The following is a 26507-nucleotide window of genomic DNA, read 5'->3' as shown; positions in this document are numbered from 1 at the left end:
CAGCGTCTCGGTCGTGTGATAGACCATCTCGGGCGATCCGGCGATCTGCACCTGATGGTCGGCCCACGAACCGAAGCTGGCGACGATATGCCCGATGACTCCGGTCAGCCTGCGATGCATGCCGGGGGGCGTCTCGGGCGGGGGCTCGGGATGCCACCAGGGATTCTCGGCATTCTCCGCGACCGGAACCACAGAGAGCCACGGATTGATCAGCGACAGCCGCCACATGTTCTCGAGGTCGTAGAGATCGCGGGGGAACAGCCCGCCGAGGAACATGTGCACCTGCGGGTTCACGCCGGACTTGGCCATCTCCATGACCTGCGCGCGCAGCGGCGCGATGCCTGTGCCCGAGCCGATCATCAGCACCTGTCGGCCGCTCTCGTAGTCGACCCGCAGCCCGCCGAGGGGGGCGCCGATCTGCCAGCGATCGCCGGGCTTGGCTTCGTTGACGATCGCCCCGCTCACCAGGCCGCCGCGCACCTTGCGGACGTGAAACTCGAGCTCGCCCGTGGGGTTGGAGGGGATCGCTGGAGACAGGTAGCGCCACACCTTGGGCACCTGGGGGATCTGGACCGGCACGTATTGGCCGGATTCGTAGGGAATCGGGCCGTTGGCCTGCAGCCGTACGAGGGTGAGGTCATCGAGCAGGTGATGTGCGCCGACGACGGTCGCCTCCCATCGCGCGGGCATGTCGTCGGTCTCGGCGCCGCGGATCATCGCGTCAGCGATCAGGTTTGTGACGCCGCGCCAGGCACGATCGAGTGCCGGAGTCCACAGTGATTCGCCGGTGTGGTCGCGCAGTGACAGGAACAGTGCGTCGGCGGCGGGCCGGTAGTGCGACGACTGGACGCCGTACTTCCGGTGGTCGCGTGCTAGCTGCTCGAGAAACTCTTCAGCCGCTCCGGGCTGGTCGAGGATGTCGAGCACGAACTGCAGCGCGACGATGAACCGGTGCCGGGTGACGTCCATCGCCGCGGGAAAGTACTGCCGAAGCTGGGGGTCGCGGCCGAACAGCCTGCCGTAGAAGGCGTTGGTGAGCTTGCCGCGGCTGTGCGCCGAGTAGGACACAGTCCGGAAGTTGGCGCGAACCAGCGAAATATCACGCGAGTCCACGAATGTGCGCTCCCTATGACTGGCGAGGGCGAATGGTACGCACGCAGAGTAGCTGCGAACACAAGTCGTCGCCAGCCGCGATTCCCGCACGTCGCGACGATTCGGGCATCGCGACGTGCGGGGTGGTCACCGAGGAATATGGCGTGTGCGACGAGTGAGAGTTGCGCGATCACGCCCGCGCGGGCACCGCCCCGAGGTTCGGGGCGAGCGCCGGCTGCGCCGTTCCCGTCCCGCTGCTGCTACGCGGCACAAACAGGGTGACGAGCATCCCGACGATCGCGACGCCGGCGAAGATGTAGAAGGTGACGCTGTTGCTGAGTCCCGCGGTGACGATCGATCCGCCGATGATGGGCCCGAAGATGCCCCCGAGACGCCCGAATCCCGCGCACCAGGCGACTCCCGCAGCGCGGGCATTCGTCGAGTAGTAGTTCGATACGAAGCCGTAGATCAGAACCTGTGTGCCGATCGTGCCGGTTCCGGCGACCGCGACGAGCGCGAGCAGGACCGCGATCGGGAACCCCATTGTGAACAGCACCAGTGCGACGGCGGCGAGGCCGAACGTCGTCGCGACGACGTGCTGCGGGCCACGGCGGTCCGCGTAGCGGGAGGCGATCAGCGTGCCGAATACCGCGCCACCGTTCAGGACGACCAGAAACAGCAGGGACCCCTTCGCGTTGTAGCCCGCGTCCGCCATGATCTTCGGCAGCCAGGTGGTCAGGCCGTAGGTCAGCATGAGGCCGACGAAGCTCATGATGCCAAGCAACGTGGTTCCCAGCGCGTACCGGCGGGTGGCCAATGCCGCGAAACCCACCTTCTGCGAGTGCTTTTCGGCTTCGAGTGCGTCCGGCGACGGCAGCGGGATTCCGGTGCGTGCGTGCACGAGGGCGGCTTCTTCGAGGCGGCCGCGAGACACCAGCCACCGCGGGGATTCTGGGAGCTTCGCAAAGGCCAGCGGAAGCAGGATCACCACCGGCAGTGCGCCGATCAGGAAAAGCCCGCGCCATCCGATGACGTCTCGCAGTGCGATCGCGAGGACGGCGGCGAGGATGCCGCCGGCCGGTACGCCGCTGTACACAATCGCGTTGTAGAGGTTCTTCTTCTCCGCGGGCACGCACTCGGCAACGAGGGCGGCGGTGGTTGCCAGTAGGCCGCCGATCCCGATGCCGGTGAAGAAGCGCAGCACAGCGAACGTCTCGATCGAGGTCGACAACGCGGCCAACGCCATGCCGGTTGAGAACCACATGATGTTCACCAGCATCAGCCGGCGTCGTCCCAGGTAGTCGCCGATCGCGCCGTTGACGAGCGCACCGATCATCACGCCGATCAAAGCCCAGGAACCGAGCATTCCCGCCTGCTGCGCGGAGATCTGGCCCAACTGTTCCGGATCGTCCATCAGGATCGGCAGGATGGTTCCGTACACCACCAGGTCGTATCCGTCGAAGAGGATTGTGAGGGTTGCCAGGGCCACGATCCACGCCACGGTCTTCCGATATCTGGCGTCGGTTTCAGTCGTCGAACTCATCACTGCGCTCCTCGGGGCTGATGGTGGGCTGGTCATCAACAGTCGAGGTTTGTGTGCCGAGTCACACCGGGCGATTGGCTAGTCCTGGCCCGGGCGCGGATTGATATCGAAAACCGACAAATCGGATCGCGGGATCGATCGTGGTCGGATGGGAAGTTCCAGTGCTGAACCCGTCGCCCCGCGGCGCAGAAATTCGCTAAACTTGAGCGGAACAGACTCAACCTTTGCGACGTTGTAGCTACTGACATAACCGCCGGGTTGATACACCTCGGCGCAACTTTAGACCCGACTCGAGAAGAAGGTGAGACATGGAGTCGTTCAATCCCACCACCAAGACCCAGGCCGCGTTGACGGCTGCGTTGCAGTCGGCGTCCTCTGCGGGCAACCCGGATATCCGGCCCGCGCACTTGCTGGTGGCGCTGCTCGAACAGGCCGACGGCATCGCCGCGCCGCTGCTCAAGGCGGTCGGCGTCGATCCCGTGACGGTTCGCAACGAGGCTCAGATCCTCGTCGACCGCCTGCCGCGCGCCACCGGCGCGACCACCACCCCGCAGCTGGGCCGAGAGGCACTGGCCGCACTGACCGCTGCGCAACGGCTGGCCACCGAGCTGGACGACGAATATGTCTCGACCGAGCACCTGCTGGTCGGCCTGAGCGAGGGCGACTCGGATGTCGCAAAGCTGCTGGTCGGCCAGGGTGCGACCGCGCAGGCCCTGCGCGAGGCATTCACCACCGTGCGCGGCAGCGCGCGCGTCACCAGCCCGGACCCGGAGGGCACGTACCAGGCATTGGAGAAGTACTCGACCGATCTCACCGCGCGCGCCCGCGAAGGCAAGCTCGACCCGGTGATCGGCCGCGACACCGAGATTCGTCGTGTCGTGCAGGTGCTCAGCCGCCGCACCAAGAACAACCCGGTGCTGATCGGCGAGCCCGGCGTCGGCAAGACCGCGATCGTCGAGGGGCTCGCACAGCGAATCGTCGCCGGTGACGTGCCCGAGTCGCTGCGCGGCAAGTCGGTCATCTCGCTTGACCTCGGCTCGATGGTCGCGGGTGCCAAGTACCGCGGCGAGTTCGAGGAACGGCTCAAGGCCGTGCTCGACGACATCAAGAACAGCGCCGGCCAGGTCATCACGTTCATCGACGAGCTGCACACCATCGTCGGTGCGGGTGCCACCGGTGAGTCCGCGATGGACGCCGGCAACATGATCAAGCCGATGTTGGCCCGCGGCGAGCTGCGGCTGGTCGGTGCGACCACCCTCGAGGAGTACCGCAAGTACATCGAGAAGGACGCCGCGCTCGAGCGTCGCTTCCAGCAGGTGCTGGTCGGCGAGCCCTCGGTTGAGGACACCGTCGGCATCCTGCGTGGCCTCAAGGAGCGCTACGAGGTGCACCACGGCGTGCGCATCACCGACTCCGCGCTGGTCGCGGCGGCGACGCTGTCCGACCGCTACATCACCTCGCGCTTCCTGCCAGACAAGGCCATCGACCTCGTCGACGAGGCTGCGTCTCGGCTCCGCATGGAAATCGACTCGCGTCCTGTCGAGATCGACCAGGTTGAGCGGGCCGTGCGCCGGCTCGAGATCGAGGAGATGGCGCTCGAGAAGGAGACCGACGAGGCGTCCAAGCAGCGCCTGGAGAAGCTGCGATCCGAACTCGCGGATGACCGGGAGAAGCTGTCTCAGCTGACTACCCGCTGGCAGAACGAGAAGCAGGCCATCGACTCGGTGCGCGTCATCAAGGAGGAGCTCGAGACTCTGCGTGGTGAGTCGGAGCGGGCCGAGCGCGACGGCGACCTCGGCAAGGCCGCCGAGCTGCGCTACGGCCGGATTCCGGCGCTCGAGAAGCAGCTCGGGGAGGCCGAAGAGGCGTCCGGCACCGCAGGTGATGGCGACGTGATGCTGAAGGAGGAGGTCGGCCCCGACGACGTCGCGGACGTGGTGTCGGCGTGGACCGGTATCCCCGCGGGCCGCATGCTCGAGGGCGAAACCGCCAAGCTGCTGCGCATGGAGGACGAGCTGGGCAAGCGCGTCGTCGGCCAGTCCGAAGCGGTCACCGCTGTGTCGGATGCGGTGCGGCGTGCCCGGGCCGGCGTCGCCGACCCGAACCGCCCCACCGGTTCGTTCCTGTTCCTCGGCCCGACCGGTGTTGGTAAGACGGAGCTGGCAAAGGCGTTGGCGGAGTTCCTGTTCGACGACGAGCGGGCGATGATCCGAATCGACATGAGCGAGTACAGCGAGAAGCATGCGGTGGCTCGCCTCGTCGGTGCGCCTCCTGGTTATGTCGGTTATGACCAGGGCGGTCAGCTCACCGAAGCGGTGCGGCGTCGGCCGTACACCGTGGTGCTGTTCGACGAGGTGGAGAAGGCCCATCCGGACGTCTTCGACATCCTGCTCGCCGTGCTCGACGAAGGCCGGCTCACCGACGGACAGGGTCGCACGGTCGACTTCCGGAACACCATCCTCATCCTGACGTCGAATCTGGGTGCGGGCGGTGATCGTGACCAGGTCATGGCCGCGGTGCGCTCGGCGTTCAAGCCTGAGTTCATCAATCGGCTCGACGACGTGGTGATCTTCCACCCGCTGTCCGAGGGGCAGCTCGAGAACATTGTCGACATCCAGTTGGCTCAGCTGCAGAAGCGGCTGGCGCAGCGTCGACTCGTGCTCGACGTCGGCGAGGGTGCCCGGATGTGGCTGGCAGTTCGTGGCTACGACCCGATCTACGGTGCGCGGCCGCTGCGCCGACTGATCCAGCAGGCCATCGGCGATCAGCTCGCCAAGGCGCTGCTGGCCGGTGAGGTGCACGACGGTGACACGGTCAAGGTCAACGTCACACCCGACGGCGAAGGATTGATCGTCGGGGCATAACCAGAAAGTGCGATTGCGCGGTCCGCTGAGCGGGCCGCGCAATCGCACATTTACCAGCCGGTGTGCGGAAATCCGGGGCGCCGAGTACCGCCGAGTGTGCGTACCCTCGTGGCATGTCCAATCCGAATGACCCGTGGTCGCGCCGCCCGGAGGAGCATCAGTCGGGCGATCAGCCGACCGAGGGATTCGGTGCGCCGACCGAACCGTACGGCGGTGGCTCAGCGCCGACCGAGCAGCACCACACCGCGGACCCGTACCAGGCGTACGGCGAAGTTCCGCCGACCCAGGCGTATCCGACCTATGAGTACGGCACCGGGAACCAGCCGACCGAGCAGTACGGCGGCTATCAACAACAGGGCTACCCGCAGCAGGGCTACGGCCAGGGGTACCCGCCGCCCACCAACCCGACGATGGCCTACGGGACTTATGAGCCGGGCCAGTACTCCGGTGAGGTCCCGCCACTCGAACAGGAGCCGGGCGGACCCAAGCGCAATAACACCGGATTGATCGTCGCAGGCCTGGTTGTTGTCCTGCTCGCCGCGATTGCCGGTGTTGCGTTCCTGCTCGCGGGCAGCGACTCCGACGATTCCTCCACGCAGGCCTCCGGCGATGCCGTCCCGACGCGGGTGCTGCCACCGTCGGCTACCGGTCGGCCCTCGCCCACCCCGCCGTCCGATTCACAGTTGCCCTCCGGTCTACCGGCCATCCCGGAGCTCGGCGATGCGTTCGGCGACTTCGGGGTTGCGATGGGCACGATCACGCGCATCGACGGGTCGACGGTCGAAATCAAGGACATGCTCGGCGGTGCCGTCACCACTATCCGTACCGATGGCAACACCCAGATCGTGACGCCGGACGGCAGCGAGATCTCGGACCTGAAGGTCGGCGAACAGGTCGCGGCCCAAGGTGAAAAGAACAGCGACGGCACCTTCCAGGCCACGGTGCTCGTCTCGATGGCGCTGCCCGATCTGGGGGATTTCGGTGACTTCGGTGGTTTCGGCCGTTAAGACCCACGGTCGCGCACCATCCGACGGCACGACTGGTTAGGGTAAGCAGCGATGACCGGAATGTGGTTCGGACTAGCCGCGATCGCGCTTGCCGGTGCGGCGGCCCTGCTGTATCTCGACCATATCCAGCGCCGGCGCACCGGACGCGTACGCGAGCACTGGGCAAAGGCGCATGGCGACAGCTACAAGGCGTCCGACGAGACCCTGCCCGCAACCTGGCAACGTGCGACGCTGGCCAAGCAGGACTACCTGCCCGCGATCGACATCGTGAGCGGCATCCGGCGCGGCCAGGAATTCGTGATGTTCGACCTCGAGGAGAACGCGACGGTCATCGCCGTGCGTCGTGAATCTGGCTCGATCCTCGATCTGGATCTGCGGCTGAAAACGATGGCACCGCCACGGGATGCGGACCTGGAACTTCTCGGCGCGATCGGCGAGCGCTTGCTGTTCTCGACCGATCTCGAAGTCGCGCGGCGGTTGTGCGACCAGCGCATGGTCGGCTTCGTCGAAGCTCTGCCGGACTGGTTGCAGGTGATGTGGACCGAGGGCGAGTGGACGCTGGGCTCGATTCCGGTGACCACCGCGAGTAAGGACTGGGATCGCGCGGTCGAGGCCGTTGCCCGGCTGTCCGGGATCCTGCACGCTCTGCCGCCGATCGATGAGCCGGAGGGCCTCGAGGAATTCGCGCACGACCCCGGCCATCCATTTCCGCGCTTCGTCGCCGGTGATGTCGACACCGATGACCCGACTGTCGCGTTCCGCAGGGTCACCGCGAGCGCCGCGCCGGTGTCCGAGCCGAGCCAGAGCCATCCCGAGCAGGGACCGCCGCCGCGGCCGTGAGCGGCCCCTCGGATACAGCCGTGAGCGGCCCCTCGGATACAGCCGTGAGCGGCCTCCCGCGACCGCGGTAAGCCGATAGGGTGACGGCCATGTCATCGAGTTCGATTCGCCCGGTCGCCCTGGTCACCGGCCCCACTTCAGGTCTCGGCGCGGGCTTCGCCGAGCGGCTGGCTCGCCGTGGCTACGACCTCGTCCTCGTCGCGCGCGACAAGGAGCGGTTGGCAGCGCTGGCCGCCGATCTCGAGCAGCGATTCGATTCGCACTCTGAAATCATCGCCGCCGACCTTGGTACCGAAGAGGGCCGACGGGCCGCGGCTGAACGCCTGCACAGGGGCGTCGATTTCCTGGTCAACAACGCGGGCTTCGGTCTGAGCGGCGAGTTCTGGACCGCCGATCCCGAGGTTTTGCAGTCGCAACTCGACGTCAACATCACCGCGGTGACACAGCTGACCCGCGCGGCGCTTCCGAGCATGCTCGGCAACGCCAAGGGCAGCATCGTCAATGTCGCCAGCGTCGCGGGTCTCGTTCCCGGTCGCGGCTCGACATACTCGGGCACCAAGGCCTATGTGGTCTCGTTCACCGAGGGTCTCGCCAACGGGCTCGACGGCACCGGCGTGAAGATTCAGGCGGTATGCCCGGGATTCGTCCGCACCGAGTTCCACGCTCGCGCCGGAATCGAGATGGAGACGATCCCGAACTTTATGTGGCTCTCGGTCGACCAGGTCGTCTCGGCGTCCCTCGACGACCTGGAAAAGGGCAAGGTCATCTGCGTTCCCGGCCTGCAGTACAAGGTCATCACGTCGGCGAGCAAGCTCGTGCCGCGTGGCCTGTCCCGCCGGGTGACCAAGGTGGTCGGACGGGGTCGCGGACGCACCTGAGCGGGCGAAACGTAGGGTTGAACCCGCTTATTCAACAATCGATCGACGCGGGAGTCCTCAAATGAGCGAGCGGGAGCGGCTGGCCGAACTGGTGCGCGAGCTGGCAGTGGTGCACGGCAAGGTGACGCTGTCCTCGGGCAAGGAAGCCGACTACTACGTCGACTTGCGCCGCGCCACGTTGCACCACGAGGCAGGCCCGCTGATCGGCAAGTTGCTGCGAGAGTCCGTGGCCGACTGGGACTTCGACGCAGTCGGCGGGTTGACCATGGGCGCCGATCCGGTCGCCATCGCGATGATGCACGCCCCCGGACGGCCGATCGACTCGTTCGTTGTCCGCAAGGCGGCCAAGGCGCACGGCATGCAGCGACAGATCGAGGGCCCCAACGTCGTTGGCAAGCGAGTCCTCGTGGTCGAGGACACCACCACGACCGGCAACTCGCCGCTTACCGCGGTGAAGGCGCTGCGTGACGCCGGCGCGATCGTGGTGGGTGTTGCCACCGTGGTGGACCGCAACACCGGCGCGGACAAGGTGATCGCCGCCGAGGGCCTGGACTACCGCCCGCTGCTCGGGCTCGCCGACCTCGGCCTCTGAGCCCAATCCCCGCTCGAAAATTTGCACCCGTTTGACTGTCCTTCGTGAGTGCAAATTGTGTTCGTGGGTGCGAAGTTTTGGCCCCGTTTACAAATTTTGCACCCGTTTGGGCGGTGCTCAGCCGGCCGACACCGCGCGGGGGACATCTGCGCGCAGCGTGAACTCCGTGACGAACTGACCGTCCTTCGCCGAGAAGCGCTCGCGTGGGTCGTGGTCCTCCACCCGGAACGAATTCAGCACGGGGGAGTGGGTGTCGACGGCCATCGTTCCCGCATCCAAGTCGAACTGCAGTAGCCGCTGGAATCCGGTGCTGCGCTTACCGTCCACCGTGAAGTACTGATAGTCGGCGAGCATCTGCACGACGGTCCGGTCGGTATCGCCGACGTTGCGTTCGATCATCGTTGCCTGCCCATCGGCGTGGCCGGACAGCACGAGGAACACCGAGTCATAGGGCCGCACAAGTCGATTCCAGATGATCTCTCCGGAGCTGGCCTGAATATCGTTGAAGCCCATGGATTTCCGGGTGCCGTCTTCGTCCAGATAGTAGTGCGTGCCGATCACCACGTTGCGGTCGCGGTGCGAATCGAGCACGTCCTCCGCCCAGCGCAGCACCTTTCCGGGCGGGTTGTAGCCGATATAGAGCATCAGGAACTTTGCACCGGCGATATCCAGCACGTCGTAATGGGCGGAATTGTCGCCGTCGCTGACCGAGCCGCCCCAGAAGGGCCGATCGCGGTAGCGCTGCGGCCCGAAGAACTCGTTGTAGAGCGCGTGGTTCTTCTCGTGCATCTCCGGCACGAGCCGGCCCGCCACGTTCCACAGGTTGTCGTGATTGCCGGGTAGCACGCCGTTCGGGACACCGGCCTCATCGATGGTGCGCATTGCTTCGCTTGCCGCCTCGAATTCTCGGCGCGCCTGGACATCCGACGATCCGGGCCGGATCCAGCTCTGCACCAGATCGCCGGTGTGCATGGCGTAGGCGATCTTCAACGGATCGGCATTGTCCGCGATCCACTGGGTCTGAGTCCGGTACACCTGCGGGTCGTCCCGCGAGACGTACTGAGTGTCGCTGAAATGCTCGAGCGCGAAGTCGTAGCCGGCCGGGTCGGCGAAGCTGTCGTCGGGAATCGCATTGCGCTCGATGAAGCTCCGGTCGGCGCGGGGACCGTCCATGATGAGCAGGTCGACCGTCCCGTCGGCGGCCACCGGGACTGCCGCGGCCAGGAGGATCGGTCCACCCGGAGTGCTCGGGCGGGCGGTGACGAGTGCCGGACCCCAGCTGCTGTGACTGGGATTCCAGGCGTGCAACGCGAGGTCGTTCAGATTTACGGAACTGCCTTGCCACTGGATTGTCGCGGTTGGCGTGCCGGGCGGGAATGTCGCGGTGTAGCGCAAGTACGGGTACTCGTCCCACGCGTGGGTGCGCGCCGCCGATTGCGCGAATTCGTCCGTACCGGTGCGATTTTGGAGCACCGGATTCGCAGACGTTCCGGCTGTCATAACGGTGGAGAGCGCGACCGGCTCGGTGACCAGGCCGACCGCATCGAGCGTGATCGAATGCGGTGCAGTTGGGGCCTGCCGTGCGCGCTCGGCTCCCGCGTCCGCAGCGGCGAAGCCCGTAACCAGGCAGGTCACGAGCACGCCTACGCCGACCGATGCGCGCACGGCTCCAGCCTAGGCGTTGAGCCCGACTCGGGAGCTCTCAGTCATCGCCGAGCGTGATCGCTTCGGCCTCCTCGACACTGTGTGCATCTACGTGCGCGGAGCGAAGCGCATTGCGCCCCAAGTAGAGTGCGCCGACCGAAGCGACCGTGCAGACTGCGCCGACCCAGAACGGCAGATGCAGATTATGCTCGCCCATCTTGCCCGCGAGGTATGGCGCGGCAGCACCGCCGGCGAAGCGCACGAAGCTGTACGCGGCGGATGCGGTGGAGCGTTCCACCGGCGCCGAGACCATGACGGCCTCGGTGATGAGGGTGTTCACCACACCGAGGAACAGGCCGGCCACGACGACGCACGTAATCAGCACGGGTTTGTATTCGACGAACACCGCCATGACGGCGAGATCGGCGGCGAAGGCGAGCAGCGCGGCCATCATCATCGGCACCGTGCCAAATGCTCGCTGCAGCCATGGCGCGAAGAAGACCGATGACACCGCGAGGCATAGGCCCCAGCCGAAGAAGATGAAACCGATTGCGTACGTGCCCATATCGAGCGGGAATGGTGTGAACGCCAGCAGTGTGAAGAAGCCGTAGTTGTAGAGCAGCGCGGTAATTGCGACCGTCAGCAGGCCGGGGTAGCGCAGCGCCTTGAAGGGCGCGACGAGGGACGTGCTGAGCTTCGGTGCCGCACCTGTCCGCGGCGTTGCGGGAAGCATGACCGCGATGAGGCAGAACGCGATCGTCATCAGGACCGCGACGCCGAAGAACGGTCCCCGCCAGCTGATATTGCCGAGTACGCCACCCACCAGCGGGCCGGTCGCGATACCGATGCCGAGGGCGGCCTCGTACAGGATGATTGCCTTCGCGACGCCGCCGCTGGCGGCGCCGACGATCGTTGCCAGTGCGGTCGCGATGAACAGCGCGTTGCCAAGGCCCCACCCGGCGCGGAAGCCGACGATCTGGCTGATCGTGTCGGACATGCCGGCGCACGCGGAGAACACCACGATCAGCGCCAGTCCGGCGAGCAGTGTTTTCTTCGCGCCGAATCGGCTGGATACAACACCGGTGATGAGCATGGCGATGCCGGTGACCAGCATGTATGACGTGAACAGTAGCGACACTTGCGAGGGCGTCGCGTTGAGTTCTTCGCCGATCGGCTTGAGGATCGGGTCGACGAGACCGATGCCCATGAAGGCGATCACCGAGGCGAACGCGACGGCCCACACTGCACGCGGTTGCTGCAGGATGCTCGGTTTCTGCTCGGTCTGTTGAGCAGTCGCAGTAAGGGTGCTCACAAGATTCCTTTTGCGTCGTTCGTGGCGTCGGGCATGTCGTCGCGACCAGGAGTTTGGGTCGGAACGACCACTGAAGAATATTACATAGGCTAACTATCTAATTCGACGGGGCAGAGGAATGGTTGGATGTAGGCGACCCAAGGAGGAATCGATGGAGTCTCCGACCACTGCTGAGCGGGCGGTCTACGCGACGGCGGTCACCCTGACCGTGGTGGGTGCGCTGACCGAGCGAAAGGCCCTGCAGTGGGTTGCCAAACCCCTGATCGCGCCAGTGCTCGCCCGTCGGGTTTGGCGGCTTCGCAATCGCGTCGCGCCGGTGGACGCCGCGTTGCTGCTCGGTGGACTGAGCGCGGCCACCGTCGGTGACGTGCTGCTGATCGAGCCGGATGACGACCGGCGTCTCGTCCGGGGCGCGGCATCGTTCGCGATCATGCAACTCGGGTACGCCGGAGTGCTCCGCCGCGCGGGTGCGCGGCCCACAAAGAACGCTGCGATGCCGCGGGTGGTCGGCTGGCTTGCGGCCGCCGGACTGCTCCGTAAGCGCGCACCGCATCTCGCCGCGCCGCTCTCGGCATATGGGCTCACCCTCGGCACCGCGACCACACTCGCGTCGGACCCGGAGTTGGTCCCGGGTGCGCCGACCGTGGGAGGTCTGGTTGTGCCCCGCGGCCGGCCCGCCACCGGGCTGGGTCTCGGCGCTCTGCTCTTCACTGTCTCCGATGCGTTGATCGTGGTTCGGCGTGTGCTCCTCAAAGGCTCGACGTCCCGGCGGCTCGCGGAGGCCGCCATCCTCTCCTCCTATGCGGCGGCGCAGGGACTGCTCGTCGAGGGCATCCTCGATGTCGCCGAGATGCCGGGCCCTCCCGGTCCCGCACGACCCCGCTGAGTCGGGTCCGCGCGCCGGAGTGAGGGAATAACCTCTACAAACATGAGCAGACCAACGGTGTTCATCAGCGGCGCTGCGGCCGGCATCGGCCACGCGACCGCGCGGGCGTTTGCGGACCTCGGCTACCACGTGGGTGCGTTCGATATCGATGAACCGGGCCTCGGCCTGCTGCGCGAGGAGATCGAAGCCGCAGGTGGCAGTATCACTGTGGGCGCGCTGAATGTGACCGACCCGGCGCAGTGGGACGCGGCCATGGAGAAATTCCATGCCGACGAACAGCGGCTCGACATTCTGATCAACAACGCGGGCGTACTGAGCTCCGGCCCCTTCGAAGAGATGGCTACTGCTGCTCATCGGCGCCTGGTCGATATCAACGTAAACGGCGTAATCTACGGCAGCAAGGCGGCTTTCCCCTACTTGCGCGATACTGCGGGCGCACAGTTGGTGAACCTGTGCTCGGCTTCGGCGATCTACGGTCAGCCCGAGTTGGCGACCTACTCCGCAACGAAATTCGCGGTGCGTGCGCTCACCGAGGCGCTCGATCTCGAGTGGCGTCCGCACGACATTCGTGTGCTCGCGGTGTGGCCGCTTTTCGTCAACACCGCGATGGTGGACGGAATGGACATCGGCACAACGCGTTCGCTCGGTATCCACCTGACGGCGAAGGATGTCGCCGACGGAATTGTTCACGCAACGCGTACTCGGTCCCGCCTGCTGCACAAGGTGCACTATCCGATCGGTAGACAGGCAAAGATCATGGCCAACCTCGCCAAGTTCTCCCCCGACTGGGCGGTGCGGATGTCGAACAAGCGAATGAGCCACACCTGACGTGTCCGAAGACGAAGTAGGCCCCACCGAATGGGGCGAGAATCCGCATGGCGTCGGACCGTGGGATGCCGAATACGACGGCCCGAGACCGACCGACCCCCGTTACGACCCGGAGCTGCTCGACAACGGTGATCGTCGCAATGTCGTTGACGCATACCGCTATTGGACGCGCGAGGCGATCGTTGCCGATATCGATGCGCGGCGGCACCCGTTCCATGTCGCCATCGAGAACTTCGCGCACGACGCGAATATCGGCACCGTGGTGCGCACAGCGAACGCCTTCGCCGCTGCCGAGGTGCATATCGTCGGACGGCGCCGGTGGAACCGTCGCGGAGCCATGGTGACCGACCGCTATCAGCACGTTCGGCACCACACCGACCTCGGCGAACTAGGGGAGTTCGCGAGCGAGCGTGGCCTCGCCGTGGTGGCGGTGGACAACGTGCCCGGTGCGGTTCCGCTCGAGACCGCCCAGCTCCCGCGCGACTGCGTCTTGCTTTTCGGGCAGGAGGGCCCTGGCATCACCGATCACGCGAAAGACATTGCTGCCCTGACTGTTTCGATCGCCCAGTTCGGATCGACGCGCAGTATCAATGCCGGGGTCGCGGCCGGGATCGCGATGCACGCGTGGATCCGGCAGCACGCGGACCTGGATCGCGCGTGGTGAGCGGCGATGTCTCGGTCGTAGAGTGGGCGAGCCGTGCCGGTCTGGCGGAAACGGCTGTGCAGGAACGGAATGTGCGGCGGCTGTGGGCGATTCCGGGAACCGCGCTCGGAGTGGTCGGTGCGCCGCCGACGCCGGGCGAGCGGGTGTTCGTGGCGTGGGACTACTGGTGGCAGGCGCACCTGATCGACGTGACCGTCGATGCCGAGGTTCGGGCGCCGAGCGAGGAACGCAAGCGGCGTATCACCGAACTGTCCCGTGGTGTGCACGGTCGCAACTTCCTGCGCTGGACCAACTCTTACTACGACGACATGGCCTGGCTGGCGCTCGCGCTCGAGCGCGCACAGCGGCTCGTCGGTCTCGACTTCACAGGCCCATTGGCCGAGCTCACTGCGCGGCTGTACGACGCCTGGGCGCCCGCGCGCGGCGGCGGCATCCCGTGGCGGATCGCGTCGGATTTCTTCAATGCGCCGGCGAACGGCCCGGCCGGGATCGCGCTTGCCCGAACAGGCCGATCCGACCGCGCGGTCGATATGGCGGACTGGCTCGATGCCACGCTGCGCGATCCGGACACCGCCCTTATCTTCGACGGTGTTCACCTGCCGAGTGAGCGCCTGGAGCGGGTGATCTATACGTACTGCCAGGGCGTCGTGCTCGGGCTCGAGACCGAACTGGCGCAGCGGACGTCCGATCCGGTGCATGCCGAACGGGTGCATCGACTCGTCGACGCGGTCGTGACGCGCCTCGCGCCCGATGGTGTGATCGTCGGTGGCGGCGGAGGCGACGGCGGTTTGTTCAACGGCATCCTCGCGCGCTACCTGGCGTTGGTTGCGCTGCAGTTGCCCGGTGATTCGGCCGCCGATGCGCGCGCCAGGGAGACCGCCGGAGCGCTCGTGCTCGCCTCGGGGGAGGCGGCGTGGCGCAACCGCACAGATATCGGGGAACTGCCGGTGTTCGGCGCGGACTGGTCGGTGCCGGCGCGCACGCCGGCACCAGGGTTACCCGAGCGCGATCTCTCCGTGCAGTTGTCGGGCTGGATGTTGCTCGAAGCCGCGCACCGGGTCGCGGGTGCGTAGACCTGGCGCTAGTCGACGGCAGATTCCGACGACTCCGTCACCGTCGCCGGAGCATTCTTCGCCGCGCGACGGCGCTTGTACGACTCCCAGACGATCGGCAGCACCGAGACCAGCACGATCACGATGAAGATCGGCTCGATCAGCTTCTGGATTAGTTCGAACTGGCCGAGCCAGTAGCCGAGCAGGATGAAGCCGGTGCTCCACACGATCGCGCCGACCACGTTGTAGAGGAAAAAGACCGGGAACTTCATCCGCGCCGCGCCAGCGACAATCGGCGCGAGGGTGCGCACGATCGGCACGAAGCGGGCCAGGAAGATCGTGATCGGACCATGCTTCTCGAAGAACTCGTGCGCCTCCGTGAGGTACCGCTCCTTGAGGAACCGCGCGTCCGGCCTGAACATGCTGGTCCCCGCGTAGCGCCCGATCCAGTAGCCGATCTGCCCGCCGATGATGGCCGCCAGCGGCACGAGGATCAGCAACTCCCAGAGCGAGGCGAACTTCTCGACCTCAGTGGTCTCACCCGCGACCACCATGCCCGCCACGAACAGCAGCGAGTCGCCGGGCAGGACGGGGAACAGCACGCCGGATTCGATGAGCACGACAACCAGCAGTCCGACCAGCGCCCAGCTGCCGAAGTAGCCGAGCAGGGTGATCGGGTCGAGGAAACCCGGAAGCAAGGCCTGGTTGGTGGTCGTCTGGACTGCGAGGGTCTCGATCACGCCTGCCAGGGTACCGGCGACGTGGCACTACCCCGGATACCCCTGTGACCTACCTACCACCGTTGGGTCCGGCGGGCCTTTGTCATAGGGTGAGCAGCACAAATAGCCCAAAACACGACTTGGAGGTCGGTTTCAGTGCCCATCGCAACTCCCGAGGTCTACGCCGAGATGCTCAGCCGGGCCAAGGAACACTCCTTCGCTTTCCCGGCTATCAACTGCACGTCCTCGGAAACCATCAACGCCGCGATCAAGGGCTTCGCCGATGCGGGCAGTGACGGCATCATCCAGTTCTCCACCGGCGGTGCGGAGTTCGGTTCCGGCCTCGGCGTGAAGGACATGGTCACCGGTGCGGTGGCACTCGCCGAGTTCGCGCACGTGATCGCCGCGAAGTACGACGTGACGATCGCACTGCACACCGATCACTGCCCCAAGGACAAGCTCGACGGCCTGGTGCGCCCGCTGCTCGCCATCTCGCAGGAACGCGTGAACAACGGCCAGAACCCGCTGTTCCAGTCGCACATGTGGGACGGCTCGGCCGTGCCGATCGACGAGAACCTCTCGATCGCGCAGGAACTGCTGCAGGCCGCGGCCGCGGCGAAGATCATCCTCGAGGTCGAGATCGGCGTCGTCGGCGGTGAAGAGGACGGTGTCGAGGCCGAGATCAACGAGAAGCTGTACACCAGCTCCGAGGATTTCGCGAAGACCATCGACGCGCTCGGTGACGGCTCGAAGGGCAAGTACCTGCTCGCCGCGACATTCGGCAACGTGCACGGCGTCTACAAGCCGGGCAACGTTGTGCTCAAGCCCGAGGTGCTCGCCGAGGGCCAGCGCGTCGCGTCCGAGCGTCTCGGCCTGCCGGCCGGCTCGAAGCCGTTCGACTTCGTCTTCCACGGCGGCTCCGGCTCGCTGAAGAGCGAGATCGACCACTCGCTCGAGTACGGCGTGGTGAAGATGAACGTCGACACCGACACGCAGTACGCGTTCACCCGCCCTCTCGCCGCGCACATGTTCGCCAACTTCGACGGTGTGCTCAAGATCGACGGCGAGGTCGGCAACAAGAAGTTCTACGACCCGCGTAGCTACCTGAAGAAGGCCGAGGCCTCGATGAGCGAGCGTGTCGTCCAGGCCTGCAACGACCTGTCCTCCGCGGGCCGTTCGGTATCCGCCGGCTAGTCAGTTCGGTTTTCTGAGGCGCACTTGTCGTCGCGATATCCGCGACGGCGAGTGCGCCTTCTGCGTTAAGCGGGCGGTTCGCAGACCTTCCAGCCCTCGGGCGTCTTCAACAGGTTGAACGTGCGCGCCGAGGCGGTCGCAGGATCGAGCGGTAGGTGAGCGGTGACCTGTGCGATCGCGGTCTGATCGTTGGTCACCTGCACGATGTCGACGCTCTCGAGAACCGGGATGCTGCCCTGATCGGAGCTGGTCTGGTGCACCTGCGCGAACTTCTCCGGCGGCACGGTGCGGTAGTAGTCGCTCAGCGGGCCGCAGGTGGCCGACTGAAGGGCGGGTAGGTCGCCGGAGGTCAGTGCCGTGCCGTAGTCACCGATCGCGCCACGGATCAGGTCCTCGTTGGTCGGCGCCGGATCGGGCCGGACGATGAGCCAGAGCAGGCTTGCCGCGAGCGCGACGACCACAACGAGAGCTGCTGCGACGGCGGCAAACCAGCGGCCGCTCCTGCGTTTCGGGGCCGGCGGCGGGGTGGTCGGTTCGATCCGCTGCGGTTGTGCGCTCGGCCTCGGCGCTTCGGTTCCTTGCCGTGCGGCTTCGAACGGCGGGGTTGCTGCAGACAAGGCCTCGGTCTTCGTCTCGTCGTCGGTCACCCGATAACCCCTCGCGTCTTTCGAACTCCGTCGCGGCAGTGTGCCCGCCTGCCGCGCAGCCTAACCGCCATCGACGTTCTCACCGAGTAGACCTGCCAGAATGGGCGGTATGACATCTTTCGGTGATTTGCTCGGTCCTCAGCCGACGCTGCTGCCCGGCGACGACGACGCCGAGTCCGACCTGCTCAACAAGCGCGACCCCGCTGAGGTTGCCGCCGACCACCCCACTGCCTCGATCGCTTGGGCCTACCTGGCCGAGCAGGCACTGGCGGACGGCGCGACGATTACCGCTTACGCCTACGCCCGGACCGGCTATCACCGCGGCCTGGATCAGCTGCGGCGCAACGGCTGGAAGGGTTTCGGCCCGGTGCCGTTCAGTCACGAGCCCAACCAGGGTTTCCTGCGCTGTGTAGCGGCGCTCGCACGCGCGGCGAAGACCATCGGGGAGGCCGACGAGTACGCGCGCTGCCTGGATCTGCTCGAAGATTGCGATCCGCGCGCGGCCGAACAACTTGGCCTCGACCACTAACTTCGCCAAACGCCAGCGCGCCCGTCTCCGCACCTCCACGGAGCGGTTGCGGGCTTCCGCGCTGCCAATCGTGCAGTGCGGCCTTGCCGCGGGGATTTCCTGGTGGGTCGCCTTCGACCTGCTCGGGCACCCGCGTCCGTTCTTCGCGCCGATAGCGGCGGTCATTTCGCTCGGCATCTCGCTCGGGGCGCGGCTGCGCCGCTCGGTCGAACTCGTCGTCGGCGTCACGGTGGGCATCGGCATCGGGGACCTGATCGTCACGGCGATCGGCACTGGGCCGTGGCAGATCGCCGTGGTCGTCGCGCTCGCGATGGCCTCGGCCGTCTTGCTCGACGGCGGTCCGATCATCGCCATGCAGGCCGCGAGTTCGGCGGTGCTGGTCGCGACACTGCTGCCACCGGGTGATGCGGCCGGCTACGAGCGAATGGTTGACGCGCTGGTCGGCGGCCTCGTCGGGATCGCAGTGGTGGCAGTAGTGCCGACGCACCCGGTCCGCCGCGCGCGGCAGCAGGCCGCCGACGTACTCGCGGTGATCGTCGACGTGCTGCGCATGACCGCGGATGGGTTGACCGAGCAGAACCCGGCGCCGATTCGCGCAGCGCTGGACCGCGCGCGGGCGACCCAGGGGCAAATCGACCGGCTGCGTTCCGCGATCGAGGGCGGGCAGGAGATCACCCGGATCTCGCCGATGTACTGGTCCACACGCGAGCGGCACGACAAGCTCAGCGCGACAGCCGATCCGCTCGACAATGCGGTCCGCAACATTCGGGTGCTGGTGCGTCGCTCGCTCACCGTCGTGCGTGACGACGAGATTCTCGACCCTCGCCTCGTCGACGAGATCGAGAAGCTGTCGCACGCGGTGGATGTCTTGCGGCAGATGATGCTCGCCAACCCGGGCGAGCAACCGGACCAGGCAGAGGCCGCGCGCGTGCTCCGCTCGGTCGCGACTGGCGCGCGCCCGGAACTGGTTGAGCATGCAGGACTGTCCGCGCACGTGGTGTTCGGCCAATTGCGTTCCGCGCTAGTGGACTTCATGCAGGTGGCCGGGCTGCAGCGCATTTCCGCTCTCGCGCTGCTGCCTCCGACGGTCGCGAAACCCGGTGTGCCGTCGGAAGATTGAGACCGGCTACTTCACGAAGCGCTCGACCTCGCGGCCAGGTCTCCATAGGTCGACATAGAGGTGCTTGTCGTCGACCGTGATGTGCGTGGCCTCGTCGACATCGAGCACAACCATGTGGGCGCCGTCGTCCCCTGCTGCCGTCTCGCCGCCGTACTTATCGGCGTAGGCGGCGACGATCCAGTCTCGCTCTTCGCCCGTCGCCTCCCGCGCGTGCCCGGATAGCTTGGCATCTCCGCCGGTCATGGTGTGGTCGCCGGGGTTGCTGTGCAGCGCATACCGGGGATCTCGCAGCAGGTCGCGCACCTTCATCGCGCCTGGCATCGAGCCGATCACCAGTTTGCCGTCGAAGATCTCCACCTCGGTGCCCGACAGTCGCGGCGATCCGTCCTTCCGCAGCGTCGCAAGCAGGTGGTGCTTGTGCGCCTTCAGCCTCGCCTCGATTGCCTCTGCCAACTCGGGTGCTGCCGCGGAGAACTCCAGCCAGGTTGCCATCGCCTCAGTGTGCCTCGCGGTACCGACAGGTCCGCCGCCAAAGCGAGCAGACTTTGCTCACGTTTGGCTGGCGTTCCCGAGTGCAAATTGTGTTTACGAGTGCGAAGTTTCGACCCCGTTGACAGGTTTTGCACCCGGGAACGACAACTGTCGCCGGGCTACGAGGCGGCGCTCAGCGAGTCCGGCGCCGGCAGCGCGGAGGCGGCGATGGAGCGCAGCGTCTGCAGGATGGCCGCGATACCCGGGTCCTTTTGCCTGCCCGGCCGGACGACAGCCCTGATGGTGCGATTGTCGAGATTCATGTCGGGAACGATCAGGCTCTCCAGGTGAGCCGGGATCGACAGGCGCGGCACGATCGCCGATGCCGTCTCGGTCGCCGCGAGATCGCACATGTTCTGTGCACCCAACAGTCGGTGCTTGATTTGCGGGGTGAAGCCGGCCCGCTCGCCGGCGCGCAGCACGGCTACGTCCAGCCCCGAGTGCGGCGCGCCCGTCACCCACGGACTATCGGCGAGCGCCGCGAGCCCGAACTTGCGGATACGCAGATGCGTCTCTGTCGGAGCCATCAGCACGAGCGGCTCGACAAGCAGAATCTCGCTGATCATTCCGCCGAACCCGTCATCACCGAGGAAGTCGTAGTGGCAGGTGATGGCGATGTCGATCTCGCGCTGGCGAAGCAAGCGCAGCGCGGCACCAGTCTCTTCCTGCCGAACTTCGATGCGCAGGTCGGGTTCCTCGGCGCTGAGCCGGCGAACCATCGGAGCGGCAAGCGTCGGTACGGCCATGTTGAAGGCTGCGACCGCGATCTGTCCCGAGAGTCGGTCCCGGGTCGCCGCCACCGCGGTCATGGCCTCGTCCACCGCGGCCAGCACATGCCGGACGTGCTCGGCGAGCACCTCGCCGCTGCGGGTGAGCCGCAGCGTGCGCCCGTCACGCCGGAACAGTGCCGCGCCCGCTTCTTCTTCGAGCACCCGGAGTTGTTGCGACACAGCAGAACTCGTGATGCTGCGCCGGGCGGCGACGGCGGTGACCGTGCCGAGCTCGGCGAGATCGTTGAGCAGCATCATCCGGCGCAGATCAAGCATCATGCACCGACCGGAGCGTCAAAGGCGCACAAGGACATCGAGCTGGCGGAACCATCGATCGGTGACATGTGACCTCGTCAGGTGGGTGCCGGATACCGATCGGCGATGGGTGGGCGATCGGCGAATTCGCGAGCTGGTCAGCGACAACAGATCGCGCTGGAGGCACGCATCAGGTCGACATGGTGCCGAGCGATGAGGCCAACCGAGATCACAACAGAAGATCTTGACACAGGTGTGCCCAGTGCGCATCTCGAGAAAAGGCATCGGCGGGTGTGCGGATTAAGTTGTACTGCAAGGTTTCCGTAGCCGAACGTCCTTGTTCGCGAGACGCGATGGCCGCGACGCTGTGTATATCGCCGCTGCACAGCCACTTTCCGCGGCGTCCCATCGTCTCGACTTGGAGCCAGCCCATGACCGAACTGAAGGACGCCAGCCTCGGGCTGGATGTCGTGCCGCTCGCCGGTTATATCGGCGCGGAGATCCGCGGTGTCGATCTGCGCGAGGCGCATGAGCCAAGCGTGGTCGAGGAAATTCAGAACGCGCTGCACGCCCACAAGGTGATCTTCTTCCGTGACCAGGAGATCGGGCACGCCGAACAGATCGCGTTCGCCCGGCAGTTCGGCAAGGTGACGGCGGCGCATCCGCACGAGGAGTCGCCACCGGAGGGTTTCCCGGAGATCCTGCCGATCGACAGCCGCCGGTACGAGTCGAACCTCGGTCGCAAGCGCACGTCGTACGACAGCAGCTGGCACACCGACGTGACGGCGCTGATCAACCCGCCGGCGGCGTCGATCCTGCGTGCCGACATCCTGCCGCCCTTCGGCGGTGACACCGCATGGACCAACCTCGTCGCGGCCTACGAGAACCTGCCGAAGGAACTGCGCGATTTCGCGGACACCATCGACATCAAGCATCAGTTCAGCACCAGGGCGGCGGCCGGCAGCCAGCGCGACCGCAAGGTGCGCGAGGCGAATCTGGTTACGTACCACCCGGCAGTTCGTGTGCATCCCGTCACTGGCGAGCGGGCGCTGTTCGTCAGCCCCGGGTTCACTCGCGGGGCGCGCGAGATCCGTGGCTTCACGCCGTCGCAGAGCGAGGGCATCCTGAAGGTGCTGTGGGAGGAGGCCACCCGGACCGAGTACACGGTTCGCTTCAAGTGGGCTCCGGGCAGCGTCGCCTTCTGGGACAACCAGGCCACGTCTCACCTGGCAATTTCCGACGCCGGACATCTCGGCTACGACCGCGTGCTGTACCGCGTGACGCTCGAGGGCGATGTCCCGAAGGGCGTCGACGGGCGGTCGTCCGAGTCGGTTTCGGGTGATCCCTTCTACGGTTCCTGAGCACGGAACTCCTGCCCGCCGGGTGATCCTCGGCGGGCGGGCCGCCGGGAGTGGGCGTGGCGCAGGGTAGGTCATCGGCGAGGTGGGCCGGTGACTTCATCGCGCGCCGCGCCCACTCCCGGCGGTAGTTTCGAGATTGATGAAGCGCGCCTGGTCGATCTGGATCGCCGGCGTCTTCGCCTACGTTGTCGCCGTGCTGAACCGGACCGCATTCGGGGTCTCCGGGCTGCAGGCGCAGGAGCGATTCGACGTCGAGCCCTCCGTGCTGGCGACCTTCGTCGTACTGCAGGTGGTGGTGTACGCCGGGATGCAGATTCCGGCCGGATTGCTGCTCGATCGGTTCGGCTCGCGATCGATGATCGCCGCGGGCGCGCTGTTCATGGCCGGTGGTGAGGTCGCCCTGGCTTGGACCGAATCGGTACCGCTCGCAGTGTTCGGACGGGTGCTGGTCGGCACCGGTGACGCATTCACCTTCCTCGCGGTGCTTCGCCTGGTTCCCGAGTGGTTCTCCCCCCGCCGAGTGCCGGTGGTGTCCCAACTCACCGGCATCCTCGGTCAGCTCGGACAGGTGCTCTCTGCGGTTCCACTGTTAGCGCTGCTGCGCGCGCAAGGCTGGGAGACGGCCTTCCTGTCCGCCGCTGCGGTCGGCGTGTTCTCGGGCTGCCTCGCGTTGGCCGTCATCAAGGACTCACCGCACCCCAAAGAATCGCCGCCCGACGCCGGGAGCAGCCTGCGCGAACTCCGCTCACAGATCGCCACCGTATGGCGACGACCCGGTACTCGGCTCGGCTTCTTCAGTCATATGGGCACCCAGTTCTCCATCACCACCTTCGCACTGATGTGGGGTGTGCCTTATCTCGTTTCCGCGCAGGGACTTTCGCTGTCCGCGGCGGGCGGAATGCTGGCCGTCTCGGTCCTGTCCGCGATCGTTGTCGGCCCGATTATCGGCATGCTCACGGCCCGCTATCCGTTGCGGCGCTCCTGGCTGGTACTCGCCAGCATCACCGGCACGGTGACGATCTGGACGGTCGTGCTGGCCCTCTCGCACCCCGCGCCGGTCTGGCTGCTGGTGTTGCTCGTGGTGATCATCTCGGTTGGCGGTCCCGGTTCGGTGATCGGTTTCGACTACGCCCGCACCTCGAATCCGAGCACCAGCATGGGCACCGCACAGGGCATGGTGAACGTCGGAGGGTTCGCCGCGACGCTCGTCACAATAGAGGCGATCGGTATCGTGCTCGATAAGGCGGGCGGATTGACCTTCGACGCCTTCCGACTGGCGTGGCTGGTCCAGTACCCGATCTGGGCGATCGCCATCGCGGGAGTACTCATCTCCCGCAACACCGCACGACGCGAAGCCGCGACGCAGGGCATCTATGTGAAGCCACTGCGCGAGGTTGTCGCGCGCATACGTCACCGGCCGCCGAACGAGCCGGGAGCCGACCCGAAGGAATGAGATGACCACCGCCGAGCGTGCCATCGAGCGTGACGCACCAGCACAGCGCACCTCACGGACGTTCGCGGCAGTACTCGCTGTGCTGTTCACGGTCGGCTGGATGGCGAACCACTTCGTCTCGGTCATCCCGGTGCTGCGTGAGCACGAGCAGTTGTCCGACGCGGTGCTCGACGCGGTATTTGGGGTCTACGCGATCGGCCTGCTGCCCGGTCTGCTCGGCGGCGGCGCGCTGTCGGACAAGGTGGGCCGAGCGCGCGTGGTCCTCCCCGGCGCGGCGATCACCATCGCCGGATCACTGTTGCTGCTGGCCTGGCACGACGGCCTTGGGTTGGCCGTGGGCCGGCTCGTGGTCGGCATCGGCGCGGGTCTCGCCATGGGCGCCGGCACCGCATGGGCGGCCGATATCGGTGGCGCGCGCGGCACCACCGTGGCCGGGGTCGTGCTGACCGCAGGCTTCGGCTGTGGCCCGCTGGCCTCGGGACTGCTCGGCGAGTTCGTACCCGCCCCGATCGTGGTGACGTTCGCGGTCGCCGCAGGTCTCGGCCTCGCCGCCCTCATTGCGGCGATTGTGTGGACCGGTTCTGCGCCGCGACGGACGCGCCCGGTCGCGGCAGACCATCCAGCGTCCGCAGGTCAGGCACTGAGTTGGGCGTTGCCGCTCGCGCCGTTCGTATTCGCCAGCGTCACCATTGCGTTCGTTAGCCTGCCCGCACGCCTGCCGGACAGCTACAGCGGTCCGCTCGTGCCGGGCCTCGCCGCCACGCTCGGCCTCGGTTCGGGCATCGCGGTCCAGGTGCTCGCCCGCCGCAAGGCCTTCGGTCCGCTCGCGGGGTCGGTCGGTGCGGGCCTCGCCGCGCTCGGCTATGTGCTTGCCGCGCTGTGCGGTGCCGAACCGCCGGTCTGGGCGCTTCTGCCGTGCTGCGTCGTGCTCGGCTCCGCCTACGGTCTGTGCCTGCGCACCGGTCTGCTCGACATCGAGCAGCTGACGCCACCGTCCCACCGCGGCGCGCTGACGGGCGTCTTCTATGTGGGCACCTACCTCGGTTTCGCCGTGCCGCTGACGCTGGTTGCGCTCGAGTCCAGCCTCGGCGACCGGCTCCCGCTCTTCGTTCTCGCCGTGCTCGCCGCGGTCGTTGCCGTGCAGCGGACGATGCGAATCCGGCGCGGCGCCTACCCGGTCTGACGAGCCCGGACGCCGCCCTTAATGGGTGCAAAATGTGTAAACGGGGCCGAAATGTCGCCCCCACGAACAAGATTTGCAGCCGTTAGAGGGGCGCTTACGAGTGCGAAATGTGTAAACGGGGCCGAAACCTCGCCCCACGACGAAGTTTTGCACTCGTTAGGACAGGTCGCGGAAGGTCATCAGGAAACCGGCAAGGCCGACGAGGGCCGCGGTCACGATGATTACTCCGTGCGCGGCGATCGGCATCTCGACCGCCGCCGTGAGGCTTGCCGTGACGAAGGCCGCGATCATCATCACCGCGCCATATAAAGGCGTGCGCTGCGGATGATCGCCGCGGCCCATACGTCCGGTGTACCCGCTCGGACGACTATTGATCGATCCGGTAGAAGCGGAAGAAGTCGTGCTCAATGCCCAGGTCGGCGACCGACCCGTAGCCGGCGGCCGTGGCCCACTCGCGGACGGTCGATGCCCGCAGGACCGTGCCGTTCGCCACCGAGGTGGACTCCGCCATGGTCGCGGGCAGGCAGTGCAGCACGCTGAAGGCGTACTGCACTCGCTCCACTTCGCCTGCGGGCGAGATGAATTCGTCCGACACCCGCTCGTCCGCGACGAGTAGCACCCCATCCGGAGTTAGCGCGGACCGAATCGAGGCGAGTGCGCCCACCGGGTTGCCCATGTCGTGCAACGCCTCGAACACGAAGGCGAGATCCGCACTTATGCCGTGCTCGCGCGCGTGGTCGTGACTTTCGGCGGCATTGCCCACCGAGAAATGGACTCGGTCGCCGAGTCCGCGCTCGGTGGCCAGCGCCGTCGCTTCCGCGACCGAGGTGGCGTCGAGGTCGATGCCGTGCACCTCGATGTCCGGAAATGCCTCTGCCAGAGCAATACTCGACCATCCGGTGCCGCAGCCCGCGTCGAGCACGACCGCGCCGGACCGGAGCCGTGCCGACACGTCGGGCATCGCGTCGATCCACTCACCGATCATCTTCGCGAAGCCGGGCCGGTTGAACGAACCGATGCCGTGGCGCAGTTCCTCGCCGTAGGCCTCGTACGGCACCCCGGATCCCGCACGATAGGCGTCGACCAGGGCGGGGACCGCGAGCGCACAACCGGTGAGCATCGGAGCCGCGCCCATCATGTGGGAGAGGTCCTCACCGTCGAGCAGCACGGGAATGTAGGCCTGGGGCAGGGCGTATCGGCGGGCCGGAGCGTCGGCATCCATCGGGCCGTGTACCGCGAGCAATCCGGCGGCGGCCTGCTGCTCGAGCCATTCGCGTGCGTACCGTTCGGCAATCCCTGCGGCGGTGGCCAGTTCGGCCGAATTGAGCGCGCCCATCTCGGCCAGAGTTCGGTAGAGCCCGAGCCTGCGGCCGGTTTCGATCGTGAGTAACTCCATTCCGCCGAGCAATGCTCCGAACAGTCGTTCCGCGAGGGCGTCGCGGGCTTCTTGTTCGGCGGCATCGAGTTCCGGCGGGTCGAGGCGTGGTTCAGCGGTCGAAGAACTGGTCATGGCAGGACCTCTCGGAGGGGTGCGGGGTACGTC

25 protein-coding genes are annotated in these 26507 nt (G+C 66.5%); 15 read left to right on the top strand and 10 right to left on the bottom strand.

All coding sequences use genetic code 11. From position 1 onward, the window contains the following. Positions 1 to 1113, bottom strand: a 1113-nt coding sequence (locus A8G08_RS21740; protein ID WP_068278751.1) for a globin domain-containing protein, incomplete at its 3' end; no start/stop codon positions are given. A 169-nt stretch (positions 1114 to 1282) separates the two neighbouring features. Then, positions 1283 to 2635, bottom strand: a complete 1353-nt coding sequence (locus A8G08_RS21735) for an MFS transporter (protein ID WP_068278749.1) — start codon at positions 2633 to 2635, stop codon at positions 1283 to 1285. Between the two features lie 308 nt (positions 2636 to 2943). Here A8G08_RS21735 and clpB point away from each other — a divergent pair, with 308 nt between their 5' ends. From clpB to pyrE, 5 genes are all read left to right on the top strand, one after another. After that, positions 2944 to 5499 (top strand): ATP-dependent chaperone ClpB, encoded by a 2556-nt coding sequence (gene clpB, locus A8G08_RS21730; RefSeq protein ID WP_068278748.1) that lies wholly within the window; start codon positions 2944 to 2946, stop codon positions 5497 to 5499. Positions 5500 to 5612: 113 nt separating this feature from the next. Further along, positions 5613 to 6506, top strand: coding sequence for a DUF5666 domain-containing protein (locus A8G08_RS21725; protein ID WP_068278746.1), 894 nt, complete (start codon positions 5613 to 5615; stop codon positions 6504 to 6506). Positions 6507 to 6557: 51 nt separating this feature from the next. Next, the gene (locus A8G08_RS21720) at positions 6558 to 7346 is read left to right on the top strand and encodes a type III secretion system chaperone family protein (protein ID WP_068278744.1); all 789 of its coding nucleotides are present in this window, start codon (positions 6558 to 6560) and stop codon (positions 7344 to 7346) included. 89 nt (positions 7347 to 7435) lie between these two features. After that, positions 7436 to 8224, top strand: a complete 789-nt coding sequence (locus A8G08_RS21715; RefSeq protein WP_068278737.1) for an SDR family NAD(P)-dependent oxidoreductase — start codon at positions 7436 to 7438, stop codon at positions 8222 to 8224. A 61-nt stretch (positions 8225 to 8285) separates the two neighbouring features. Then, on the top strand, positions 8286 to 8816 hold the full coding sequence (pyrE, locus tag A8G08_RS21710) for an orotate phosphoribosyltransferase (protein ID WP_068278735.1): 531 nt from the start codon (positions 8286 to 8288) through the stop codon (positions 8814 to 8816). Positions 8817 to 8933: 117 nt separating this feature from the next. Here pyrE and A8G08_RS21705 read toward each other — a convergent pair whose 3' ends face one another. After that, positions 8934 to 10481: a metallophosphoesterase gene (locus tag A8G08_RS21705; protein WP_068278733.1), complete on the bottom strand. Its 1548-nt coding sequence runs from the start codon at positions 10479 to 10481 to the stop codon at positions 8934 to 8936. A gap of 37 nt (positions 10482 to 10518) precedes the next feature. After that, complete coding sequence (locus A8G08_RS21700; RefSeq protein WP_068278731.1) at positions 10519 to 11772, bottom strand: MFS transporter; 1254 nt, start codon at positions 11770 to 11772, stop codon at positions 10519 to 10521. A 151-nt stretch (positions 11773 to 11923) separates the two neighbouring features. Here A8G08_RS21700 and A8G08_RS21695 point away from each other — a divergent pair, with 151 nt between their 5' ends. Genes A8G08_RS21695 through A8G08_RS21680 form a run of 4 tightly spaced genes read left to right on the top strand, consistent with a single transcriptional unit; the run spans position 11924 to position 15223 of the window. After that, positions 11924 to 12658, top strand: a complete 735-nt coding sequence (locus A8G08_RS21695) for a lysoplasmalogenase (protein ID WP_068278729.1) — start codon at positions 11924 to 11926, stop codon at positions 12656 to 12658. Between the two features lie 42 nt (positions 12659 to 12700). Continuing rightward, a complete protein-coding gene (locus A8G08_RS21690; RefSeq protein WP_068278727.1) occupies positions 12701 to 13486 on the top strand; it encodes an SDR family oxidoreductase in 786 nt (261 codons plus the stop codon). A gap of 1 nt (position 13487) precedes the next feature. After that, positions 13488 to 14150: a TrmH family RNA methyltransferase gene (locus tag A8G08_RS21685; RefSeq protein WP_068278725.1), complete on the top strand. Its 663-nt coding sequence runs from the start codon at positions 13488 to 13490 to the stop codon at positions 14148 to 14150. Beyond that, on the top strand, positions 14147 to 15223 hold the full coding sequence (locus A8G08_RS21680) for a glycoside hydrolase family 76 protein (protein ID WP_068278781.1): 1077 nt from the start codon (positions 14147 to 14149) through the stop codon (positions 15221 to 15223). Before A8G08_RS21685 ends, A8G08_RS21680 begins: the two co-directional genes overlap by 4 nt. Before the next feature lie 8 nt (positions 15224 to 15231). Here the strand turns inward: A8G08_RS21680 and A8G08_RS21675 are convergent, their stop codons facing one another. Next, the gene (locus A8G08_RS21675; RefSeq protein ID WP_068278723.1) at positions 15232 to 15942 is read right to left on the bottom strand and encodes a DedA family protein; all 711 of its coding nucleotides are present in this window, start codon (positions 15940 to 15942) and stop codon (positions 15232 to 15234) included. A gap of 135 nt (positions 15943 to 16077) precedes the next feature. Here A8G08_RS21675 and fbaA point away from each other — a divergent pair, with 135 nt between their 5' ends. After that, positions 16078 to 17115 carry a class II fructose-bisphosphate aldolase gene (gene fbaA / locus A8G08_RS21670; RefSeq protein ID WP_068278721.1) on the top strand — a complete coding sequence of 346 codons (1038 nt, stop codon included), beginning with the start codon at positions 16078 to 16080 and terminating at the stop codon, positions 17113 to 17115. Between the two features lie 65 nt (positions 17116 to 17180). Here fbaA and A8G08_RS21665 read toward each other — a convergent pair whose 3' ends face one another. Further along, entirely contained in the window at positions 17181 to 17762 is a 582-nt protein-coding gene (locus A8G08_RS21665) for an Rv0361 family membrane protein (RefSeq protein ID WP_084436691.1), read from the bottom strand. A gap of 109 nt (positions 17763 to 17871) precedes the next feature. On the opposite strand from A8G08_RS21665, the gene A8G08_RS21660 reads away from it, so the two are divergent. Together A8G08_RS21660 and A8G08_RS21655 are read left to right on the top strand one after the other, a co-directional pair. Beyond that, positions 17872 to 18291 carry a DUF3151 domain-containing protein gene (locus A8G08_RS21660; RefSeq protein ID WP_068278777.1) on the top strand — a complete coding sequence of 140 codons (420 nt, stop codon included), beginning with the start codon at positions 17872 to 17874 and terminating at the stop codon, positions 18289 to 18291. After that, the gene (locus A8G08_RS21655) at positions 18275 to 19411 is read left to right on the top strand and encodes an FUSC family protein (RefSeq protein ID WP_068278719.1); all 1137 of its coding nucleotides are present in this window, start codon (positions 18275 to 18277) and stop codon (positions 19409 to 19411) included. Before A8G08_RS21660 ends, A8G08_RS21655 begins: the two co-directional genes overlap by 17 nt. 6 nt (positions 19412 to 19417) lie before the next feature. On the opposite strand, the gene A8G08_RS21650 is transcribed toward A8G08_RS21655, so the two are convergent. Both A8G08_RS21650 and A8G08_RS21645 read right to left on the bottom strand, forming a co-directional pair. Next, the gene (locus tag A8G08_RS21650; protein ID WP_068278716.1) at positions 19418 to 19903 is read right to left on the bottom strand and encodes a pyridoxamine 5'-phosphate oxidase family protein; all 486 of its coding nucleotides are present in this window, start codon (positions 19901 to 19903) and stop codon (positions 19418 to 19420) included. A gap of 158 nt (positions 19904 to 20061) precedes the next feature. Next, positions 20062 to 20991 carry a LysR family transcriptional regulator gene (locus tag A8G08_RS21645; protein WP_245672939.1) on the bottom strand — a complete coding sequence of 310 codons (930 nt, stop codon included), beginning with the start codon at positions 20989 to 20991 and terminating at the stop codon, positions 20062 to 20064. Positions 20992 to 21398: 407 nt separating this feature from the next. Between A8G08_RS21645 and A8G08_RS21640 the strand changes: the two genes are divergently transcribed. The 3 genes from A8G08_RS21640 (at position 21399) to A8G08_RS21630 (ending at position 24964) form a co-directional block, all read left to right on the top strand. Next, positions 21399 to 22328 carry a TauD/TfdA dioxygenase family protein gene (locus A8G08_RS21640; RefSeq protein ID WP_068278714.1) on the top strand — a complete coding sequence of 310 codons (930 nt, stop codon included), beginning with the start codon at positions 21399 to 21401 and terminating at the stop codon, positions 22326 to 22328. Between the two features lie 139 nt (positions 22329 to 22467). Further along, positions 22468 to 23781, top strand: a complete 1314-nt coding sequence (locus A8G08_RS21635; RefSeq protein WP_068278712.1) for an MFS transporter — start codon at positions 22468 to 22470, stop codon at positions 23779 to 23781. A gap of 1 nt (position 23782) precedes the next feature. Continuing rightward, on the top strand, positions 23783 to 24964 hold the full coding sequence (locus A8G08_RS21630; RefSeq protein ID WP_068278710.1) for an MFS transporter: 1182 nt from the start codon (positions 23783 to 23785) through the stop codon (positions 24962 to 24964). 156 nt (positions 24965 to 25120) lie between these two features. On the opposite strand, the gene A8G08_RS21625 is transcribed toward A8G08_RS21630, so the two are convergent. Together A8G08_RS21625 and A8G08_RS21620 are read right to left on the bottom strand one after the other, a co-directional pair. After that, positions 25121 to 25306: a hypothetical protein gene (locus A8G08_RS21625; RefSeq protein WP_068278708.1), complete on the bottom strand. Its 186-nt coding sequence runs from the start codon at positions 25304 to 25306 to the stop codon at positions 25121 to 25123. A 25-nt stretch (positions 25307 to 25331) separates the two neighbouring features. Then, positions 25332 to 26474, bottom strand: coding sequence for a class I SAM-dependent methyltransferase (locus A8G08_RS21620; protein WP_068278706.1), 1143 nt, complete (start codon positions 26472 to 26474; stop codon positions 25332 to 25334). Between the last annotated feature and the right edge of the window lie 33 nt (positions 26475 to 26507).

This window comes from Aldersonia kunmingensis (genome assembly GCF_001646865.1).
Classification (GTDB): Bacteria; Actinomycetota; Actinomycetes; order Mycobacteriales; family Mycobacteriaceae; genus Aldersonia; species Aldersonia kunmingensis.
This window is presented reverse-complemented; position numbering and strand designations above follow the sequence as displayed.

What these genes read in the sequence shown, in the direction of transcription:
- A8G08_RS21735 (WP_068278749.1), bottom strand. Translation starts at nt 2,635, where the DNA reads ATGAGTTCGACGACTGAAACCGACGCCAGATATCGGAAGACCGTGGCG.
- clpB (WP_068278748.1), top strand. Translation starts at nt 2,944, where the DNA reads ATGGAGTCGTTCAATCCCACCACCAAGACCCAGGCCGCGTTGACGGCT.
- A8G08_RS21725 (WP_068278746.1), top strand. Translation starts at nt 5,613, where the DNA reads ATGTCCAATCCGAATGACCCGTGGTCGCGCCGCCCGGAGGAGCATCAG.
- A8G08_RS21720 (WP_068278744.1), top strand. Translation starts at nt 6,558, where the DNA reads ATGACCGGAATGTGGTTCGGACTAGCCGCGATCGCGCTTGCCGGTGCG.
- A8G08_RS21715 (WP_068278737.1), top strand. Translation starts at nt 7,436, where the DNA reads ATGTCATCGAGTTCGATTCGCCCGGTCGCCCTGGTCACCGGCCCCACT.
- pyrE (WP_068278735.1), top strand. Translation starts at nt 8,286, where the DNA reads ATGAGCGAGCGGGAGCGGCTGGCCGAACTGGTGCGCGAGCTGGCAGTG.
- A8G08_RS21695 (WP_068278729.1), top strand. Translation starts at nt 11,924, where the DNA reads ATGGAGTCTCCGACCACTGCTGAGCGGGCGGTCTACGCGACGGCGGTC.
- A8G08_RS21690 (WP_068278727.1), top strand. Translation starts at nt 12,701, where the DNA reads ATGAGCAGACCAACGGTGTTCATCAGCGGCGCTGCGGCCGGCATCGGC.
- A8G08_RS21660 (WP_068278777.1), top strand. Translation starts at nt 17,872, where the DNA reads ATGACATCTTTCGGTGATTTGCTCGGTCCTCAGCCGACGCTGCTGCCC.
- A8G08_RS21650 (WP_068278716.1), bottom strand. Translation starts at nt 19,903, where the DNA reads ATGGCAACCTGGCTGGAGTTCTCCGCGGCAGCACCCGAGTTGGCAGAG.
- A8G08_RS21645 (WP_245672939.1), bottom strand. Translation starts at nt 20,991, where the DNA reads ATGATGCTTGATCTGCGCCGGATGATGCTGCTCAACGATCTCGCCGAG.
- A8G08_RS21640 (WP_068278714.1), top strand. Translation starts at nt 21,399, where the DNA reads ATGACCGAACTGAAGGACGCCAGCCTCGGGCTGGATGTCGTGCCGCTC.
- A8G08_RS21635 (WP_068278712.1), top strand. Translation starts at nt 22,468, where the DNA reads ATGAAGCGCGCCTGGTCGATCTGGATCGCCGGCGTCTTCGCCTACGTT.
- A8G08_RS21630 (WP_068278710.1), top strand. Translation starts at nt 23,783, where the DNA reads ATGACCACCGCCGAGCGTGCCATCGAGCGTGACGCACCAGCACAGCGC.
- A8G08_RS21625 (WP_068278708.1), bottom strand. Translation starts at nt 25,306, where the DNA reads ATGGGCCGCGGCGATCATCCGCAGCGCACGCCTTTATATGGCGCGGTG.
- A8G08_RS21620 (WP_068278706.1), bottom strand. Translation starts at nt 26,474, where the DNA reads ATGACCAGTTCTTCGACCGCTGAACCACGCCTCGACCCGCCGGAACTC.